The sequence below is a fragment of the Rhizobium sp. 25PS6 genome, from assembly GCF_032464655.1.
Taxonomy (GTDB): Bacteria; Pseudomonadota; Alphaproteobacteria; order Rhizobiales; family Rhizobiaceae; genus Rhizobium; species Rhizobium laguerreae.
Map to the genome: position 1 here is coordinate 191,766 of NZ_JAWDIV010000008.1, position 19,224 is coordinate 210,989.

General features: G+C 62.2%; 16 protein-coding genes. 8 read left to right on the forward strand and 8 right to left on the reverse strand.

The window, feature by feature from the left end; translation table 11 throughout:
- The first annotated feature begins 21 nt into the window (after positions 1-21).
- From RWK44_RS13820 to RWK44_RS13840, 5 genes are read left to right on the forward strand one after another with little or no spacing between them, the layout of a single operon-like run.
- Positions 22-1,380, forward strand: a complete 1,359-nt coding sequence (locus RWK44_RS13820; protein ID WP_032999633.1) for an FAD-dependent oxidoreductase — start codon at positions 22-24, stop codon at positions 1,378-1,380.
- Entirely contained in the window at positions 1,377-2,534 is a 1,158-nt protein-coding gene (locus tag RWK44_RS13825) for a CaiB/BaiF CoA transferase family protein (protein ID WP_020052900.1), read from the forward strand. Before RWK44_RS13820 ends, RWK44_RS13825 begins: the two co-directional genes overlap by 4 nt.
- On the forward strand, positions 2,531-3,307 hold the full coding sequence (locus RWK44_RS13830) for an enoyl-CoA hydratase-related protein (RefSeq protein ID WP_131662439.1): 777 nt from the start codon (positions 2,531-2,533) through the stop codon (positions 3,305-3,307). Before RWK44_RS13825 ends, RWK44_RS13830 begins: the two co-directional genes overlap by 4 nt.
- A 35-nt stretch (positions 3,308-3,342) precedes the next feature.
- Positions 3,343-4,266, forward strand: coding sequence for a LysR family transcriptional regulator (locus RWK44_RS13835; RefSeq protein ID WP_020052902.1), 924 nt, complete (start codon positions 3,343-3,345; stop codon positions 4,264-4,266).
- Between the two features lie 5 nt (positions 4,267-4,271).
- Positions 4,272-5,660, forward strand: coding sequence for an amidohydrolase family protein (locus tag RWK44_RS13840; RefSeq protein WP_316028954.1), 1,389 nt, complete (start codon positions 4,272-4,274; stop codon positions 5,658-5,660).
- A 13-nt stretch (positions 5,661-5,673) separates the two neighbouring features.
- On the opposite strand, the gene RWK44_RS13845 is transcribed toward RWK44_RS13840, so the two are convergent.
- The 7 genes from RWK44_RS13845 to RWK44_RS13875 all read right to left on the reverse strand — a co-directional run bounded on the left by RWK44_RS13845 (position 5,674) and on the right by RWK44_RS13875 (position 13,929).
- Positions 5,674-6,564 carry a dihydrodipicolinate synthase family protein gene (locus RWK44_RS13845; RefSeq protein WP_168282002.1) on the reverse strand — a complete coding sequence of 297 codons (891 nt, stop codon included), beginning with the start codon at positions 6,562-6,564 and terminating at the stop codon, positions 5,674-5,676.
- Between the two features lie 36 nt (positions 6,565-6,600).
- A complete protein-coding gene (fdxA, locus tag RWK44_RS13850; RefSeq protein WP_131662435.1) occupies positions 6,601-6,927 on the reverse strand; it encodes a ferredoxin in 327 nt (108 codons plus the stop codon).
- A gap of 270 nt (positions 6,928-7,197) precedes the next feature.
- Positions 7,198-8,247, reverse strand: coding sequence for a LacI family DNA-binding transcriptional regulator (locus RWK44_RS13855; RefSeq protein ID WP_131662434.1), 1,050 nt, complete (start codon positions 8,245-8,247; stop codon positions 7,198-7,200).
- A 79-nt stretch (positions 8,248-8,326) separates the two neighbouring features.
- Positions 8,327-9,367, reverse strand: coding sequence for a LacI family DNA-binding transcriptional regulator (locus tag RWK44_RS13860; RefSeq protein ID WP_131662433.1), 1,041 nt, complete (start codon positions 9,365-9,367; stop codon positions 8,327-8,329).
- 209 nt (positions 9,368-9,576) lie between these two features.
- The gene (locus tag RWK44_RS13865; RefSeq protein WP_017957793.1) at positions 9,577-9,873 is read right to left on the reverse strand and encodes a hypothetical protein; all 297 of its coding nucleotides are present in this window, start codon (positions 9,871-9,873) and stop codon (positions 9,577-9,579) included.
- Between the two features lie 104 nt (positions 9,874-9,977).
- Complete coding sequence (locus tag RWK44_RS13870; RefSeq protein ID WP_131662431.1) at positions 9,978-11,876, reverse strand: ABC transporter ATP-binding protein; 1,899 nt, start codon at positions 11,874-11,876, stop codon at positions 9,978-9,980.
- A gap of 91 nt (positions 11,877-11,967) precedes the next feature.
- Positions 11,968-13,929 (reverse strand): ABC transporter ATP-binding protein, encoded by a 1,962-nt coding sequence (locus RWK44_RS13875; protein WP_206105837.1) that lies wholly within the window; start codon positions 13,927-13,929, stop codon positions 11,968-11,970.
- A gap of 122 nt (positions 13,930-14,051) precedes the next feature.
- Here RWK44_RS13875 and RWK44_RS13880 point away from each other — a divergent pair, with 122 nt between their 5' ends.
- From RWK44_RS13880 to RWK44_RS13890, 3 genes are all read left to right on the forward strand, one after another.
- The gene (locus tag RWK44_RS13880; protein WP_168266822.1) at positions 14,052-14,669 is read left to right on the forward strand and encodes a flavodoxin family protein; all 618 of its coding nucleotides are present in this window, start codon (positions 14,052-14,054) and stop codon (positions 14,667-14,669) included.
- 352 nt (positions 14,670-15,021) lie between these two features.
- A complete protein-coding gene (locus RWK44_RS13885; protein ID WP_131662430.1) occupies positions 15,022-16,428 on the forward strand; it encodes an FAD/NAD(P)-binding protein in 1,407 nt (468 codons plus the stop codon).
- A gap of 70 nt (positions 16,429-16,498) precedes the next feature.
- The gene (locus RWK44_RS13890) at positions 16,499-18,427 is read left to right on the forward strand and encodes a hybrid sensor histidine kinase/response regulator (protein WP_222061310.1); all 1,929 of its coding nucleotides are present in this window, start codon (positions 16,499-16,501) and stop codon (positions 18,425-18,427) included.
- 15 nt (positions 18,428-18,442) lie between these two features.
- Here RWK44_RS13890 and RWK44_RS13895 read toward each other — a convergent pair whose 3' ends face one another.
- Positions 18,443-19,207, reverse strand: coding sequence for an SURF1 family protein (locus tag RWK44_RS13895; RefSeq protein WP_316028955.1), 765 nt, complete (start codon positions 19,205-19,207; stop codon positions 18,443-18,445).
- Positions 19,208-19,224 lie beyond the last annotated feature (17 nt).

A 19,224-nucleotide genomic window follows, 5' to 3' on the forward strand; every position in this document is an offset into this window, starting at 1 on the left:
CGCAACCAGGAGAAAACGACAATGATTGAGACAATCCATCAGCCTGCGCGCGACATCAAAGTGGTCGATCGCTCCGACGTCGTCGTGGTCGGTGGCGGCCCAGCCGGGATCTCGGCGGCAGTGTCGGCGGCCCGCAACGGCGCGAGCGTGACCTTGTTGGAGCGCTATCCTTATGTCGGCGGCCTCGCCGCCGGCGGCATGGTGCTGGTGCTCGACGATATGATCAACGAGCTCGAAATCACCGTGCGCGGCATCTGCATGGAAATGATCGAGCGCATGAAGCTCTGGGGTCTGTGCGTCACGCCGACGGACCGCGACCGTCTGATCGAATTCCGCGATACGCCGGAAGCCTGGCAGCGCTGGGCGCGCTGGGGACTGTTCGACTTTCACACGCCGTCCATGCCGCATCCGATCTGCTTTTCCGCAGCCTTCGACCCCGACGCCTTCAAGCGTGCCTCCTACGACATTCTGGCTCTTGCTGGCGTCAAGCTCAGAACCCATAGCTGGTTCTCCTCCGCGATCGTTGAAGGCAAGACGATCAGGGGCGTGATCTGCCAGACCAAGGCGGGCATGGAGGCAATCCTTGGTGATGTCGTCATCGATACGACGGGTGATCTCGATGTTGCCGCCAGCGCCGGCGCTTCGCATGTCGAATCCAACTTTATCCTGACGACGGTTTCCCGCTGGGGCGGCGTCGATACCGATGCAGCCGAGCGGTTCGAGCGTGAGGATCCGGAGGCCTTCAAGTTGCTCGATCATGAGGCCAAGCGCCTGATCGGCGGGTGCTGGTCCTTCTGGTGGTTGAAGACGCCGCTGCCTGGCGTTGTCTGGCTCAACTGCCCGCATATGCCGAAACTGAGTGGCCTCAAGGTGGAGGATCTGACCCAGGCGGAGCTGGAAGGCCGCGCTCGCATCGCCCGTTTGCTGGATTTCGCGCGTGAAAAAATGCCGGGCTTTGAAAATGCCTATGTCGTCGATTTCGCCCCGCAGACCGGCGTCCGCCAGACCCGGCTCCTGGAAGGCGACTATGTCGTAACCAAAGACGATGTGATGACCAGGAGACATTTCGCCGATACGGTCTGCCGTGGCCGTGATTATTACACGCCGTATCGGGCAATGCTGCCGAAGGAGATCGACCAGTTGATCGTCGCTGGCCGCCATTATTCGGCAACGCCGCAAGCGCAGAAATCCAGCCGCGAAATTCCGCCCTGCATGGCCATGGGCGAAGCTGCGGGTGTTGCAGCCGTCGTTGCGCTCAATGCCGGTACGACCGTGCGCAAGGCCGACATCAAGGCAATTCAGAAGCAGATGCGGGCGCAGGGGGCCGATCCCGGCGACGCTCCATCCGAAAACGCTACCTATCTGGAGGCCGCGGAATGACCATTCTCCCCCTCGACGGCATTCGCGTCATCGATTTCACGCAAGTCATGCTCGGCCCCTCCTGCACCCAGGTGCTGGCCGATTATGGCGCCGAAGTCATCAAGATCGAAAAGGTCCGTATCGGCGATCTCTCCCGTTGGTCGCTCGGCTCCGATCCGGATGGCCTGAACAACCCGGTCTTCTGCTCGTTGAACCGCAACAAGAAGAGCCTTGCACTCGACCTGAAGCAGCCCGAGGCGCGCGAAACCGTGCTCACATTGCTCGAGACGGCCGATGTCGTCGTCAACAACTTCCGTCCTGGCGTCATGGAGCGCATGGGCTTCGGCTTCGAGGACCTGAAGAAGATCAACAAGAAGCTGATTTATGCTGTCGGCACGGGCTTCGGCCTGACCGGCCCTTACCAGCACAAGGGTGGACAGGACGTGCTGGCGCAGGCGGTATCGGGCGTCATGCGCCGCAAGTCGGACAGCAGCCACCCGACTTCGATTTATGCCACGCCGCTTGCGGACTATTCCGCCGGTATGCACCTAGTTCAGGGCATTCTCCTGGCGCTCCTGCAGCGCGACAAGACCGGCGAAGGCCAGCAAGTCGCCGTCAGCCTGTATAATTCCATGCTCGCCATGCAGATGCAGGAGGGGACGACGCATCTGATGCGAGACAGAGACCTCAACTGGGGCGCCTTCCCGCTGACCGGCGTGTTCGAGACCACTGACGGTGCTATCGTCATGGTCGGCGCGTTCAAGCAGAACCCGCTTCAGGATATCTGCAACGCGCTTGAGATCGAGGATCTGTCGCAGTACCCGCATTACAAGGATTTCGACGCGCAGATGGCGCGGCGGCCGGAGCTGCAAACGATCTTCCGCGACAATTTCGCGAAAAACACCATGGCGCATTGGCTGCAGCGCCTGGAGGATGTCGACATCCTCTGCGCGCCTGTCCGCTCCCTGCCGGAAGCGCTGAAGGACGAGCAGACGATCATCAATAAGATGATACTGGAGGCCGGCGAGACGGCAGCCGGCCCGATCCGCCTCATCGGCTCACCGATCGACATGTCGGCGGCTGAGGTCGCGGTGCGCATTTCGCCACCGCAACTCGGCCAGCACAATGACGAGATCCTCGGCTCTCTCGGCAGGTTGCAAGGAAATGCGGCATGAGTGTCGGGTTTTCCGTCGGAGATCGTGTCGCCCGCGTCACCCTGAACCGTCCCGACCGCATGAATGCGGTGGATGCCGCGACGGAGCAGGAGCTGGAGACGATCTGGCGCGAGATCGAAGCGCGGGACGACATCAGCTGCGTTGTCCTGACCGGAGCCGGGGAAAGAGCCTTTTGCGCCGGCGCCGATCTGAAGGGCGGGAGCGGTAGCTCCAGCCTCGATTATTGGGCGGCGAGCCGGGTCAACGGCTTCGGCGGGCTGGCGTTTCGCCGGTCTCTCGATGTGCCCGTCGTCGCCCGCGTCAATGGCTTTGCACTCGGTGGCGGCTTCGAGATGGTGCTCGGTTGCGACATCGTCATTGCCGCGGAAACGGCGCGCTTCGGCCTGCCCGAAGCCCGCGTCGGGCGCATGCCGCTGGATGGCGGCATGGTGCTTTTGCAACGAAAGATCGCCTTCAACCGGGCGATGGCCGTCATGCTGACCGGCCGGCAGTTCAGCGCCGCCGAGATGGCGGGGTTCGGGGTTGTCAACGAGGTGGTTCCTGCGGCTGAGCTGGATGCGGCAGTCGATCGCTGGGTTGCCGATATCGTTGCCTGCGCGCCGCTGTCGCTGCGCGCGATCAAGCAGACGGTGAACCGGACCGGCCATCTGAGCCCCGCGGAGGCGCAGGCCTTGCGGACGCCGGCGCTTATCAAGGCGCTGCAAAGCGAGGATGCGCTGGAGGGCGTTGCCGCCTTCCAGCAGAAACGGGCGCCCGTTTGGCGGGGACGATGAGCATGGTATAGCTTCCGGCATATCGAGGGGCCCTCATGCACGCCAGTATCTTGAAATATTTCGCTGAAGTCGCGCGTTCAGGGTCGATCCGCAAGGCATCGGACGAACTGCATGTGGCGACCTCGGCCGTCAGCCGGCAGATCAAGAAGCTGGAGGACGAGCTTGGAGCACCGCTGTTTGAACGTTTCTCCGACGGCCTGCGATTGACGGCGGCTGGCGAGATCGTGCTGAAGCATGCCAAGGACACGCTGCTGAAATACGAGATCATGAAATCCGATCTCGGCGACCTCCAGGGCAAATGCGCCGGCCGGGTCCATATCGCCTCCCTCGATAGTCTCGCCATCCAGTTCCTGCCGGAATTCGTCATGGGCTTCCACCGGCGGCATCCGGCGGTCGATTTTCGCATCCGCTATGACAATTACACCAGCATTTTCCATTTCCTAGCCGAAGGTGACGCCGATATCGGCGTCACCTTCGATCTTGCCCGGCCGCATGACATCAAGCTGGTCTATGGCGTTCCGATGCCGCTGATGGCGATGGTATCGCGTAATCATCCACTGGCGCGGCAGAAATCCGTCACGCTGCAGGAATGCGCGCAGTTCAAGCTGCTGCTGCAGCTCGACAATGAGGTCATGAGCTCAATGATCGCCGTCGAGCTCGGTGCGCTCAACCGTGTCGGCCGTACGGTGGTGGCGACCAACAATCAGATGATGCTGAAGCCGCTGATCCTGTCTGGTGAGGGGGTCGCCTTCTTCACGCCGCTTGGCCTTCTGGAAGAGCTTGAGGCCGGAGAAGTCGTCGCTTTGCCGATTGCCGCTTCGCGATTGCACGATCTGCAGGTCGGCATCGTCGTGCCGCGTCATCGCCAGCTTACCCACGCAACCGAGGTGGTCATCGAGTCGATGAGCGTCGAGCTGAAGAAGTTCAGCGACAAAATCCAGACTGTGATCCAGAGGTAGAGAAGATGACCCCATCAGCCCGGTTGCTGCTTCGCCCCGGCCATCAGCCTGCGGAGCGTTTTGATGGCGCCGCAGGGTTTCCGGTCGCTCAAAGCGTGCTCGCCGCGCTCGGCCCGGGCGATCTGGTGATGCCGTCGCCCGTCAACGCCCATGACCACGGATATGGTATCCGCACGCTCGATTTCGGCGCCGTCGACGATGCTCTCGAGGTCTGGATACCGGGCATGCGCCTGCGACCGCGAACCGATGCCTATCTGGAAGCGTTTGTGGCGTTCGCGCGCCTGGCGCAAACCGGTGTGGGCGCGACGATGCATTGCCACAACTCGCTGAATATCAATCGGCTCGGCGATGAAGCTGCCGCCGTCATCCGCGCCGCGGGGGATGTCGGCATTCGCCTGGGATTGTCCTGCCCGCTGCTCGATTTCGACCCTTGGGCCTATGGCGGCGGGCCGGAGAAATTGAAGCCATTGCTGAGCGAGGACGACTGGCAGGCTCTGTCGCCGAGCATCCCGGCCTATGCGCCGGTCGCGGAACAGATCGCCGCCGTCGACGCGGTGGCGGCCGTAAATTCGAATCCGATGGTCGATGTTCAATACGGGCCGGTCGGTCCACAATGGTGTTCCAACGCCATGCTGGAGGCGATCGCCGAAGCATCTGCAGTCAACGGCCGGCGCATCCACATGCATCTTCTGGAAAGCCCCCGGCAGCGGCAATGGCTGGATCGCCGCTTCCCGCAAGGTGTCGTCCGCTTCCTCGATGAAATCGGTTTCCTATCGTCGCGGCTGGCGGTTGCCCATGGCGTGCAATTGCAGCCGGCGGAATGCGAGCTTCTGGCGGAAAGGGGTGTGCAGCTCGTCAGCAATCCCTCGGCCAATCTGCGTCTGCGCTCCGGCATTGCGCCGATTTCGCTCGTGGCAGAGAAAGGGCCGGCTCTTGCCATTGGCCTCGACGGGTCAGGCTTCGACGACGATCAGGATCTCTGGCGCGAAATGCGACTTATCCACCTCCTGCATGGCGGACGCGAGCTCAATCGCCGGTTCACCGTCGACCAGATTTTCGATGCCGCCATTCACATTGGCGCCAAGGTGCTCAACGCACCAGCCGGCCAGGATTTCGTGGTGATCGATTATGATGCCCTGACGGCTGATAGCCTGTTTGACGATATCGATGAGGCCGAGATGCTGTTGACCCGCATGACATCAGACCAGGCCAAGGGGCTATTCGTCGGCGGGCGCGAGATCATGAGGGGCGGTCGCTTGACCACCGTCGATTTTGATGGAGCGCGGCGGGAACTGCGCGAGCAGGCAAGGGCCGATTTGCCCCGCCTCCGGCGCGAACGGCAGCTTGCCGCAAGTCTGTCGGCTGCAATCCGCAGCTACTACTCGCGGTGGTGAGAAGGTCGGGTATCTAGCCTGCGCTCGTCAACTCGGCGGCGATCGTGTCCAGCGCGTCCAGGCTTGCCGCTTCAGCGATTTTCAGGTTCGGTGGCAATACATTGCCCCATACCGCATGCCCCGTCCGCTTGCCGACGAGACATTTGACCGCCGGAATGAGCGGGTGAGCGGCGATCGCCTGCCTGAGGTTTCTGACCCTATCGAGGGTCGCCTGATCGCTCTGGTTCTTCCAAAGCCGTGCCGAGGATTGCGGGTCGATATTGACCGTTGCCGAAATACAGCCGGCGAAATTATGCTTTTCCGCCTCGGCAAGAACTGCCTCGTTGCTCGGGAAGACGGCAAAGCCGGGAATTCGTGCGAGCTTACGGGCATAGTCCAGATTGCCTGAACTATCCTTTGCGCCGCGGATGCGCTCGGGAAACACTTGGATGAGTTTTGCTGCCAGGGCAAGTGAGAACTCGATGCCTGTCAACTGCGGGAAGTTGTAGAGGTACAGGCTGATAGGCGTTTCGGCTGTCTCTCGAATGACTTCGGCGAACCAGGCAAAAAGCCCCTCATCCTGGACCGGCTTGTAGTAGTAAGGCGGCAGGACGAGCGCGGCGGCATAACCCAGCTCGTAAGCCTGCCGTGTCAAGGCGATCGTCGTTTCAAGATCGGGCGTTCCGGTGCCGACCATCATCCTGCCGCCATCGAGGCCCTTTGCGGCGACGGCCATGAGCGCGCTTCTTTGCACGAAGGAGAGCGCGTTAGCCTCGCCCGTCGTTCCCAGCACATTGAGAAGATCGCATCCTTCCGCCAGGCACCAGCGGCCGTGTTCAAGGAAAGCATCCGTATCGACGGTTCTGTTTTCGGTGAAGGGGGTAGGTACGGCCGCGACGATGCCACCGATCTTTACTGCTGTCATATCGATTTCCGTTCTCGATCGAGAGACCTGTCTTGATCAGGCTCTTTCATAGGCGGCGACGAGTGGGTGATCGCGATTGGTCGTATGGTTTTTGTCCCATCCGCCGGGCGAGCCCCAGTCGGTGACGTCGGGGCCGAAGAAGTCCTGATTGACGGCTTTGAACTGAACTCGGCTTTGTGGAATTTCCTCGTCCCATGAAATGGCATCGACCGGACAGACCGACAGGCAAAGGCCGCAATTGATACACTCGCCTGGGTGTATGTAGAACATCCGTCCGCCTTCGTAGATGCAGTCCACGGGACAGGCGACCGTGCAATCGCCATCCTTAACGTCGATACAGGGATCGGTAATGACATAGGCCATCCGGCAATACCTCACTCTTCACTTGAGACGAATATGGCAAAGGACAGCGTTGCGAAAAAGCGCCGATTTTCGATGCTTTGATTGCCGAAAAGGCAACGCGACGGCCTTGCGGCCAGCGGCACCGCGAGCGCCGAAGCCAAAGTCGCCTTTGCAGCAAGCCGCAGCTGGGATGATGGCTAAGTGTCCGGCGTAGGTAGCAGGATACGGTACATCATTGGCATGTGGTAAGTGGTGCCGGTGCTGATCATGCTTGACGGTTTTGCGACGATATCATGCTCTATTTCTTTGATTGAGCGTGAAAGCGTCGCTTTCGCCGGGAACGAGTTCCAACGGCCAGATCCTGTTGCGGGCGCCCTGCGGATAATGATCGGCATAGGCCGGCATGGTGGCGAGCAGGGTTTCGCCGAGCTGCGCGCCGAGATCGCGCAGCGACATGCGGAAGGAGGTCAGCGTTGGCTGCAGGAAATGCGTGCGCGGCTCCTCGCGGAAACCGACAACGGCGAGGTCGCGGCCTGGCACGATGCCGGCCTCGGCAAGCCGGCGGTAAAGCCCGATCGCCATCAGCTCGTGGATCAGGATGATCGCCGTCGGCCGCTCTTCTATCATCAACAATTCGTGGCCGGCCTGATAACCGCCCTGTTCGCTTGACTTGACCCGGATGACGAGGGCCGGGTCGAAGGCAATACCGTGCCGTTGCAGCGCCTGGCGGTAGGCGTCGAGGAAGAGATAGCCAAGATTGATGTCGGAGGAGGGGGCGGCCACCGCGATCCGTCGGTGGCCTTTGGCGACCAGCCGGTCGACGCCGCGCGCCGCCACGCCCTCGAAATCGAGGTCCATCCAGGTGTAGCTGCCGCCCGACGCGCTGCGGCCAAGCGCCACGAAGGGGATGCGGGCCTTTTCCAGAAGCTCGATACGCCTATCGGTGCGTCGTGTCGCCGAGATAATCAGCGCGTCGACAAGCCGGCGCGCCACCATGCGCTTCAGATATTCATGCGGGTCCTCGTCATCGGGACAGGGCAGCATGACGAGATCGAGCTTGTGGCGGGAAAAGACGCTCTGCAGCCCGTCGGTGACGCCAAGGAAGAAGTCGTCGCTGTTTTCGACCGTCTCGCGGCTCACTTCGAGCATCAGCCCGATGACGTTGGTCATGCCCTGGCGAAGGCTGCGGCCCGATTGATTGGCGACGTAACCGAGCTCTTCGGCGGCGGCGAGCACGCGCCGGCGCGTTTCGTCGTTGACGTCGGGCTTGCCGTTCAGAGCACGGGACACCGTTCCGATCGAAATATCGAGATGCTCGGCGAGCTGGCGGATTCCCCTCATCTGCGTCGATCTTCCTCCCGGTTCACGCGTCAACCCTTCTTGCCACAGGATGGAGCCTGCGAAAAGCCGTGGGGGAGGGTCAGGGTCTGAAGCTCTGGCGGATGACAAGCTCCGGAATGACGCGTTCGTAGCCCGGAAGCAAGCCCGGGTTTTCAAGCCGCCGCTCCATCAGTTCGACGGCGCGCTGCGCCATGGTCAACGGATCCTGGCGGAAGGTGGTCAGCTGATAGCTCAGCCAGGAGGATTCCGGCACGTCGTCGAAGCCGATGACGGCGACGTCTTCGGGGATGCGCAGCCGCGCTTCCAGGCGCACGACATCCATCAGTCCGAAGGCAATCTGGTCGTTGGCGCAGAAAACGGCGTCTGGCTTTATTGTCTGCGAGAAGAGCGCGCGTGCGGCGGTGACGCCACCGTCATAGTCGGAATCGCCGCCGCGTCCGACGACGACGGATACACCGAGCGATCCGGCCGTCGACAGGAAGGCGCTTTCGCGCTCGATGATGGAAGGCGTTCCGGTGTTGGAACCGATGACCGCCAGCCGCCGTCTGCCGCTTTCGTAAAAGGCCGTCGCCGCCTTGCGGGAGGCCTCGGAGTTGCCGGCGCGCACATGGTCGGCATCGGGTTCCGAACGGCCGATCACCACGAGCGGCTGGCCATTTCGCTGCGCGAGTTCGAAGAAACTCGCCGGCGGCGAGCCGGACAGGATGATGATCGCCTCGGCACGGTGCCCGATCAGCATCTTCTGGGCGGCGAGCAGCTCGTCTTCCGTCTGGCCGGTATTGATGAGAATCGGGATGCTGCCGCGTTTGATCAGGCATTTGGCAAGCGCTGCGGCGAGATGCGCGCGAAAACCCACTTCCGGCCGGGTCGCGACGATGCCGACCAGGCGGCTCTGGTTGGCAAGCACGCCGCGCGCCAGATCGTTGACGTGGTAGCCAAGTTCCTCTGCCGCCCGCAGCACCTTTTCGCGCGTTGCCGGCGCTACGCTGGTGCCCGGCGTGAAGGTACGCGAGACGGCGGAGCGCGAAACGCCCGCCAGTTGCGCCACCTGCTCGGCGCTGACGAAGCGCATGCGTTCTTTCTTTGGCGTCTTGTCGCCGTTCACTGGACCATCATTCATCGGCCTTCAGCTATTGGTCATCTCTAACAGCCGCATGACAGGCGGCCGAGGCAGCCAGAAATTTCTGCTATGGGAGTGACCGCAGGCTAACTGCATTGGCCCAGCAAAGAAAAACCGAGGCTTGCGGATGCAGCCTCGGTGATGGCGAAAATCAACGGCGACGACGAATAATCAGATCCGCGCCGCCATAGGAAGGCCAGGTCTGCCCGCTACTCGCAGACCCGCACGGTTTCGATATGATAGCCGCCGTCATAGCGGTTGCGGACATCGCGGTCCTCATACCAGCATCTCGGCGCGGGTTCGACATAACGCGGACCATCGACGTAGCGAGGGCCGCTATTGGCGATCGCGCCACCGATCAGACCGCCGACGACGCCTGCGGCAACGCCACCGGCGATAGCCCGGCCCGTATCATCGTGGTGATGGCGATCACGCGCGGCAGCGGGCTGAATGGCCGATCCAACAAGGGCCGTTGCGATCAACAGGCTGCTAATAATTCTCTTCATAACATTCTCCTCAGTGGCACTCGTCCCCGATAGGAAATAAATGCGGCAGCAAGGCGTTTGTTCGTTCAAACTTTGCGACAGGCATTAATGCATGTCGCCTGAGATCACGTCGCCGACTCCGCTGCCGTCGTCTCTTCCAGCACATCTTCGGGAATGTCGTCGAAGGAGGAGTAGTTCAGATTGTAGAGCTTAGAATAGAGCTTGCCGTTCTTCATCAGCTGGCGGTGGTCGCCGCTTTCGATGATTTCGCCGTTCTGCAGCACGATGATGCGGTCCGCCTCACGGATCGTCGCTAGGCGATGGGCAATGACAAGGCCGGTGCGGTTTTCGAGCAGCTTCACCAGCGCCTTCTGGATCAGCATCTCGGTATAGCTGTCGATATTGGCCGTCGCCTCGTCGAGCACGAGGATCTTCGCGTCCGCCACCAATGCGCGGGCAAAGCTCAAAAGCTGGCGCTGGCCGAGCGAAAGGTTGCCGCCGCGCTCGCCGAGAACGCTGTCGTAACCATCGGGCAGGCGCATAACGAAGTCATGCGCGCCGACGGCCTTCGCCGCCTCGATCACCTGTTCGCGCGTCGCCTCCAGCTTGCGGTAGCGGATGTTTTCGAAGACGGTGCCGGTAAAGAGGAAGGGTTCCTGTAGCACCATGGCGATTTCAGCTCCGAGCGAATCCTGTGTCAGATCACGCACATCGTCGCCGCCGACCAGCACCTGACCCTGTTGCACATCGTAGAAGCGATGGATCAGCGACATGCAGCTCGATTTGCCGGACCCCGTCGGCCCGACCAGCGCCACCGTCTCGCCGGGATTGACCTTGAAGCTGACGTGCTTCAGCACCGGATGTTTCGGATTGTAGCCGAAGACGACGTCCTTGAATTCCACCGATCCGTCCATGTCGCGCGACAAGGCTTTGGCATCGGGCGCGTCCTTGATGTCGACAGGCACGTCGAGCACTTCGGTCAGCCGCTGGCCCGACGCCATGGCGCGCTGCATCACCGAATATTGCAGGGTCAGCGAACGGATCGGGTCGAAGAAGCGCTGGATGTAGAACAGGAAGGCGACGAGCACGCCGACATCGAGCGCCTGATTGAGAACGCGGGCGCCGCCGACGACGATGACGAGCGCCATCGCCACGCCGGTCAGGCTGTCGACGATCGGCACCATCACCTGCGCATAGCGCGCCGCCGTCAGATGCGTCTTGAGGTTGGCATGCGCCTTGTCGTCGTAAAGCGTGAAGTTGACGCCCTGCCTATCCATGCTCTGGACGGCACGCACGCCGTGGATCGCTTCTGCAAGCGCACCATTCGCAACCGAATTGGTCTCGTGCGCGGCCATGAAGGATTTGCGCGCCAGCGGCAGCCAGAACAGCCGGACGATGAACAGCACCGGCAGCACCGAGAGCGTCAGCAGCCCCAATTTGAAATCGAGATAGAGCATGACGAAGACGATGCCGAAGAGCAGCACGATGTCTCCGACTGACAGCACCGAGGTTTCGAGGAATTCCTGCATCGAGTTGACGTCGCCCTGCAGGCGCGACATCAGCCGTCCCACTTCGGTCTTGTCCATGAAGGACAGCGAGACGCGCTGGAGATGCGAAAACATTGCCTTGCGGATATCGAAGAGCACGTCCTCGGCCACGCCGCCGACCAGTGTCTCCTGCGCATAGCTTGCCGCATAATTGATTGATATGGCGATGGTGAAGGCGACGATAGACCAGACCAGAGCCGAATGGTCGCCGCCCGGCGACATGCCGTGGTCGATGGCATAGCGGATGATCAGCGGGATGGTGAGCTGCATCATCGTGAACGTCAGAACGGCGACGACCGACCACAGGACCTGGCGGCGATAGGGGTGAACGAAAACCCAGATGCGCTTGACGATGTTGCCATCGAAGGCCTTGCCGAACATCTCCTCCTCGACGCGGTGTGAACCGACCACCGCTCGCGGCGGGCGGCGTCCATCCTCGCGAACGTCGGGACGCTCGGTTTCCAGTTCTTCGGCCATGCCATTCCTCCCGCGGCCATCACGTCCGGTGGCCTGCATAGTCATTGCTTGTCCGCTCTTCTCCCCGAGGGCAGAAGAAGGGAATTCATCGCTAGGCGCTCAAGACCTCGTCGCCCGGCCGCACTTGCAGGTCGTAGAGCGCCTTGTAGCGCCCGCCGAGCGAAAGCAGCGCCTCATGCGTTCCGCGCTCGACGATCCGGCCGTCTTCGACGAACAGGATCTGGTTGGCATGCATCAGCGAGCTCAGGCGATGGGCGACGATGATCGTCACGCGGTCGGCCGCATAGCGGCGCATGGCGCCGCGGATGCGCTGTTCGGTGGCCGCGTCGATCGCCGCCGTCGAATCGTCGAACACCATCACCGCCGGTTTCAGCATCAACGCGCGGGCGATCGAAAGACGCTGGCGCTGACCGCCGGACAGCGAAACGCCGCGCTCGCCGACGACGGTGCCGTAACCTGTGGGCAGGCCGAGCACGTAATTGTGCAGCTGGGCGCTTTCGCTGGCGCGTTCGATGCGGCCTTCCTTCGCCCATGGATCGCCATAGGCGATGTTGTTTTCGATCGTCGTCGTGAACAGGAAGGAATCCTGCTGCACGACGGCAACCGCCCGGCGCAGCGATTGCAGCGTCGCCTTGCGAATGTCCTGGCCGTCGATCGTGATCCTGCCGCCGCTGACGTCGTAGAAGCGGGGAATGAGATGGGCGATCGTCGACTTGCCGCTGCCCGGAGGCCCGACGATGCCGATCGTCTGGCCGCGCCTGGCTTCGAAGGAGACATCGTCGAGCACGGTGCGCTTTTCAGAACCCGGATAGGCGAAGCTGACATTTTCAAAGCGCAGCACGCCGTCCGTCACCGCCAATTGCTTGGCATCTGGCGCATCCTTGATGGCGATGTCGAGGTCGAGCAGGGCGAAGAGGCGCGAGCCGCAGGTGGAGGCGCGGGCAAAGGCGTTGACCATCAGGCCGAGCTGGCGCACCGGCATCTGCAGGATGGTCATGAAGGTCAGGAACGAGGCCAGCGTGCCGACGGTGATTTCCCCCGACATCACCTTGCCTCCGCCGACCCAGAGCACCAGGCCCATCGCCGCGAAGAAGGAGAAGGTCATGGCGCTGGTGTTGGTGACGCGGATGCCGACGCGCTGATGCGCGAGCGCCAGCGCGCTCTTCGACGCCGCCTCGAATTTCGAAATCTCGTGTTCGTGGGCGGCAAAGGCGCGCACGACGCGGATGCCGCCGAGATTTTCCTCCATGATGCGGGTCAGCACCGAAAGCCGCTCCTGCAGGTCGAGCCAGGTGGCTCGCAGCCTGAGCTGCGTCACCGACGAGCGCCAGCCGACGAAGGGCACGAAGGAGAGCGCCAGCAGGCCGAGGACGACATCGGTCGACAGTAGCATATAGGCGCCGATGCCGATCAGGATCGTCAGCAGGATCATCCGGACGAGCGCGGTGGAAAAATACATGCGCACGCCTTCGAGATCGAGCAGACCGACGGTGATCAAGTCGCCGGAATGCACGGTGTCATGAAAGCTGAAGGAGAGCCGCTGGATCTTCTCGTAGCAGGCCAGCCGCAACTCGTAGCCGATGTGATGGCCGACGGCTTCGCTGTAATAGTTCTGCACCATGGTGAAGAGGCCGCGCAGCACGCTGGCGCCAAGCAGCAGCAGCGCCGTGGTTAGAAGCGCGTCCTGTGCCGCCTGGCCCGCCGCACCGCCGCTCATCGCCATTTGCGTGTGGTCGACGGCCTGGCCGAGAAGGCGCGGGATCATCAGCTGGAAGGTGGAGGCAACAAGCGTGGCACCGATCGCAAAGCCGGATTGCCAGGGGTGGCGGAAGGCCATCATGGTGATGCGGACCAAGGTGTAGAGGCCTCGGCCCCAGCCTGCCGCAGTTGCAAGCGCCATCGAAGCCGAAGGCTTCGTCGCGCGTATTAACGCATCGCTGCTCACGGTATTTTTTCCAATAGATGTGTGGTCGGACGCTGGCCCGAAAAGACGGCAAATCCATGAAGGGATTGATAGCACCTTCACTTTTGCCGATTCCATTTGGGGGTTCAAGTAAAGAATTCACCAGTTGGTTATTTTTACGTGAGGTCTCCTCGCGTCCGGGCGGGAACAATCTGGGCGCGAACAGGTTGCAGCAGGCAAATGCCAACTGCCGACCGGTGCCGGAGAGACCCATGCCTCTGAAAGCTCTCGCCCTCAACGCCACGCTGAAGACCAGTGATACCAAGGACGCGTCCTCAACCGACCGGATGATCGGATTGATCGACAAGGCGATGTCCGCACACGGCGTCGTGACCGAGGTTGTCCGGCTGGCCGATTTCAACGTCAAGGCCGGCGTCACCTCCGACGAAGGCGCCGGCGATGACTGGCCCGATATTCGCGCCAAGGTGCTGGACGCCGATATCCTGCTGATGGCGACGCCGATCTGGCTCGGACAGCCATCCAGTGTCTGCAAGCGGGCGCTGGAGCGCATGGACGCCTTCCTCGAGGAGACGGACGAAGGGGGCCGCATGGTTTCCTATGGCAGGGTCGCGGCCGTTGCCGTCGTCGGCAATGAGGACGGCGCCCATCATGTGTCGGCCGAGCTCTTCCAGGCGCTGAACGACGTCGGCTTCACCATTCCGGCGAATGCGGTCGCCTACTGGGTCGGCGAGGCAATGGGTTCCACCAATTTCGTCGATCTTGATAAGGTGCCGAAGGTCGTGACCAAAGCCGTCGACATGCTGGCGCGCAACACGGTGCATCTGGCCGGCCTGCTGAAAGCAAAACAATATCCGGGCGAGGGCAGCTGAGGTCGCTACCGACCTGACATTTTTGAGATCAATTCGCAGTTCGGGATGCAAAACCCGGCCACACTTCCACGGAACACTTCTAAATTGTATTATATTTCAATAACTTCAAAAGATGTGACAACAAACCTCTTGCCACCTGCGCCATTTAGCGCTTTCATACACTACCAATTCGATAGACTATGGACGAGCGTGATTGCTCCCCTAGTTCACTTGCGGGGCCGCTGGTTCGGACCCCGATGCCGCGGCAAGTGTAGTGAATGGCCGCATGAACCTCATCAACGCGTGAACCGCTATTTTATGCGTTGAAACCTCGATCGACACACGGTGCGGATGAAGCCGCAGAGGAGTTGCGATGACGGTTCAGGGACTTTTTTCCGTGAGAGCCAATGCGGCGGCGCAGATATCAGCCGTGCCGCGCATTGCGATCGTCGGGCGCGGTTTTTCCGGTATGATGACGGCCATCGCGCTGATGAAGACGGTGCGCGCGCCCTTCCACCTGCAGCTATTCGATCCGAATTCGTCGGTCAGCGGCGGGCAGGCGCTGGCCTCGGCCCACTCCTCGACGATCCTTAACACCCGCGTCCGCGATCTCTCGGTCTCGGTCGGCGACAACGACGATTTCAACGATTGGCTCTGCAGCAACGCTGCCTTCCGCGCCGCCGTACCGGCCGCCATTCCCGGATTCCGGCAGATCTTCGTGCCGAAGGAGATCTTCAGCGATTATGTCTACCAGCGCTTTTCGGAAGCGCTCGCCGCGCGCAGGGACATCACGGTCCAAGTCTGCAACGATCCGGTCGTGGCGATCCGTAGGAGCCACGGCAACCGCTTCCTGCTCGAAAGCGCGAATCCCGCCAACCCGCTGTTCGACACCGTGATCCTCGCCACCGGCTACGGCCTGACAGCGCCGGATGCCGGCGGTGAGGACGCTTCGCCGGTCAGGGCCCAGCGCCTCGTCGCGCGGCCGCATGCGGTGCTGCTCGGCAGCGGCATCCGCGTCGTCGACCAGCTGCTGCAGCTGCGCGATTCCGGTTACACGGGCCAGGTGACGATCATTTCAAGGCGCGGCTTCCTGCCCCAGAGTCATACGCCGAATTCCGCCGATCCGGTGTTCCCAGCCGAGACGCTGCCGCAGAGCCTGCCGGAGATCGTTCGCTTTATCCGTGAAGCCTGCCGCGAGGCGGAAGAATCAGGGCGAAGCTGGCAATCGGTGATGAACGGCCTCAGAAAACATGCCCGCTCGCTCTGGCGCTCGCTGCCGGCGCGCGACAAGCATCAGTTCAACCGCCACCTCAGGGCAATCTACGACAGCCATCGCAACCGGCTGCCGGAGGCCATGCACCTGCGGCTGAAACGCGAGCTAGCCGAAGGCCGCACGGTGCTGCGCCGTGGCCGAGCAGGCCGCCGGGGCTTGAGCGGCCTGTTCTTCACGCCGGCCGGTTCCGCTGCCGAGGAGGTTATCCATGCCGAGCGCATCATCGATTGCCGCTGTCAGGCGCCTGATCTTTCAGCGCCGCTGATGCAGAGCCTGCTTTCCGCCGGGCTTGCCATGCCGGACGAGCTCTCGCTCGGACTGGCGGTCAATGCGCGCGGCGAGCCCTTCCTCGAGGACGGTTCGACGGTTGCCGGGCTGTTTGCCGTCGGCCCGCTCGGTCTCGGCAGCCTGCCAGATATCGATCTCGTGCCGGAGATCGTCTCGCAGGCCTATGCCGCTGCCGAGCGGATCAGTGAGCGGTTCTATCCCCAGGTCAAGGCGGTCTGAAAATTCGCCGCCGTTTCGGAACCATCTGTCCGTCGCGGCGTTATAAAGCGCTGGTGACTCAGAGGGGCCGATGGAAGCGCTGAATCGACATGATACGTCTCTTGACGAAGAGGGACGCTTTCGCCTTTTGGTCGATGCCATCACCGACTACGCCATTTATATGCTGAGCCCCGAAGGCATCGTCACCAGCTGGAATACCGGCGCTCAGCGGTTCAAGGGTTACAGGCCTTCCGAAATTCTCGGCCAGCATTTTTCCCGTTTCTATCTGGAAGAGGATCGCGCCGCGGGAATTCCGGAGCGCGCTCTGGCCACGGCGGTCGAGCACGGCCGGTTCGAGGGGGAAGGCTGGCGCCAGCGCAAGGATGGCAGCCGCTTCTGGGCGCATGTGATCATCGATCCGATCCGCCGTCCCTCCGGCGAACTCATCGGTTATGCCAAAATCACCCGCGACCTGACCGAGCGCAGGGCGGCCGAAAAGGCGATCCGCCAGAGCGAGGAACAGTTCCGCCGGCTCGTCCAGGGCGTCTCGGACTATGCGATCTACATGCTCGATCCCGAAGGCAATGTCAGCAGTTGGAATTTTGGCGCCGAGCGTATCAAGGGCTATCGGCCGCAAGAAATCATCGGTCGGCATTTCTCGACCTTCTATACCCCCGAAGACCGCGAAGCCGGCCTGCCGGAGACCGCGCTTGGCATCGCGCGCGCCGAAGGCCGGTTCGAGAGGGAAGGCTGGCGCGTCCGCAAGGACGGCACCCGTTTCTGGGCCAGCATCGTCATCGATGCCATCCGCGACGAGGAAGGCGATGTGATCGGTTTCGCGAAGATCACCCGCGATATCACCGAGAAGATGGAGACCCAGCGGGCACTGGAGCAGGCGCGCGAAGAACTCTTCCAGTCGCAGAAGATGGAGGCGATCGGTCAATTGACCGGCGGTATCGCCCATGATTTCAACAATCTGCTGATGGCTGTGCTCGGCAGTCTCGAAATCCTGAAGAAACGCATGCCACAGGATCTCTCGCTGACATCGCTGGTCGACAATGCCATGCAGGGTGCCCAGCGGGGTGCTGCGCTGACCCAGCGCATGCTGGCCTTTTCCCGCCGGCAGGAACTGCACATGGAGCCGATCGACGTCTCCGGCCTGGTCCGTGGCATGATGGATATGCTGAGCCGTTCGCTCGGCCCCCTCACCGTGATCGAGACATCTTTCCCCGTCAGGCTGCCGACGATCCTGACCGATCCGAACCAGCTGGAGATGGCGATCCTGAACCTCGTCGTCAACGCCCGCGACGCCATGCCGTCCGGCGGTCGGATCGTGCTTCGCGCTTCCGAAGAATCGCTGCCATCAGGCAAGGGTCCGCTGTCGCCCGGCCGCTATGTCCGCATCGCGGTGATCGACGAAGGCGAGGGCATGGATGCAAGGACGCTGGAGCAGGCCATCACGCCGTTCTTCACCACCAAGGGTGTCGGCAAAGGCACCGGCCTCGGCCTTTCCATGGTGCAGGGCCTTGCGTCCCAGTCGGGTGGCCGCCTGATGATGAAGAGCAGCCTCGGCGAAGGCACGACGGCCGAATTGTGGTTCCCGGTCGCAAGTGTCGAACAGGCGACCGAGGCCGCTACCGACCGGCCGCAGCAGGAGGAAAATGCGCCGCGCCGGCTGCGCATCGTCGCCGTCGATGACGATGGTCTGGTCCTGATGAATACGACGCTGATGCTGGAGGATCTCGGCCATACCGTGTTCGAGGCGATGGCGGGTCCCGAGGCGCTCGACATCCTGCGCAAACAGCAGGTCGACCTAGTGATTTGCGACCATGCCATGCCCCGCATGACGGGCGCGCAGCTCGCCCAGGCGATCCGCAGCGAATGGCCCGACATACCGATCATCCTCGCAACCGGTTACGCCGAGATCCCGCAAGGGGCCGACATCGTCGACTTGCCCCGCCTCGGCAAGCCCTTCTCACAGGCGCAGCTCGCCGAAGCGATCAGCCGGGTTGCTTCATAAGGATCGCCGACGAGGTTAAGGCCTTGGCCGAACCCGGCTCCCCCTCTCGCCGCGAAGAATGAACACCAGCAATGCCAGCACCATCGCCGCCAGCCCGTACCAGGTGATCGCGTAGACGAGATGGTTGTTGGGGAAATCGATGATCGTGAGGCCGCCGACAGGCAGGCTGCCCGGATTGGCGGTAGCATCGGCGTCGATGAAATAGGACGCGACCGTACCGACGCCGCGCTTTTCAGCGATCGCAGCGACATCGCGCGAATACCAGCGGTCGGTCGCGACGTCATTGGATTGCAGCAGCGATCCCTTCGGCTCCGTCATCCGCATCAGCCCGGTGATCTCGACCGGGCCTGATGGTTGCCCCTCGCGGCGCGTGGCCGGATCGCGCCGGTCGGTCGGCACGAAGCCGCGATTGACGAGGATTGATGTCCCGTCGGCAAGCGTCAGCGGCGCCATCACCCAATAACCCGGACCGAGCGCGGTCGAGGCATAGACCAGCGTTTCCTTGTCGTTCGCCAGCATCCCGGCCGCGGTCACCCGCCGATATTCGTCATCGGTGGCATTGACCTTCTCCCAGTCGGCGCGTGCCGGTGCCGGCACGGGTGGCGCGTGCACACGCTGGTCGACGCGGGCGATGAGGTCGCGTTTCCAGGCCAGCCGCTCGACCTGCCAGGTGCCGAGTGCGGAGAGTGCCGCGGCAAGCAGCACCAGGCAGACGGCGAAGATCGCGCGTTTGACCTGATAGTGCCGTCTTTCCGACTTTTCCGAGGAGGCCTCGTTCATGGGTAAACCGGTGCTGG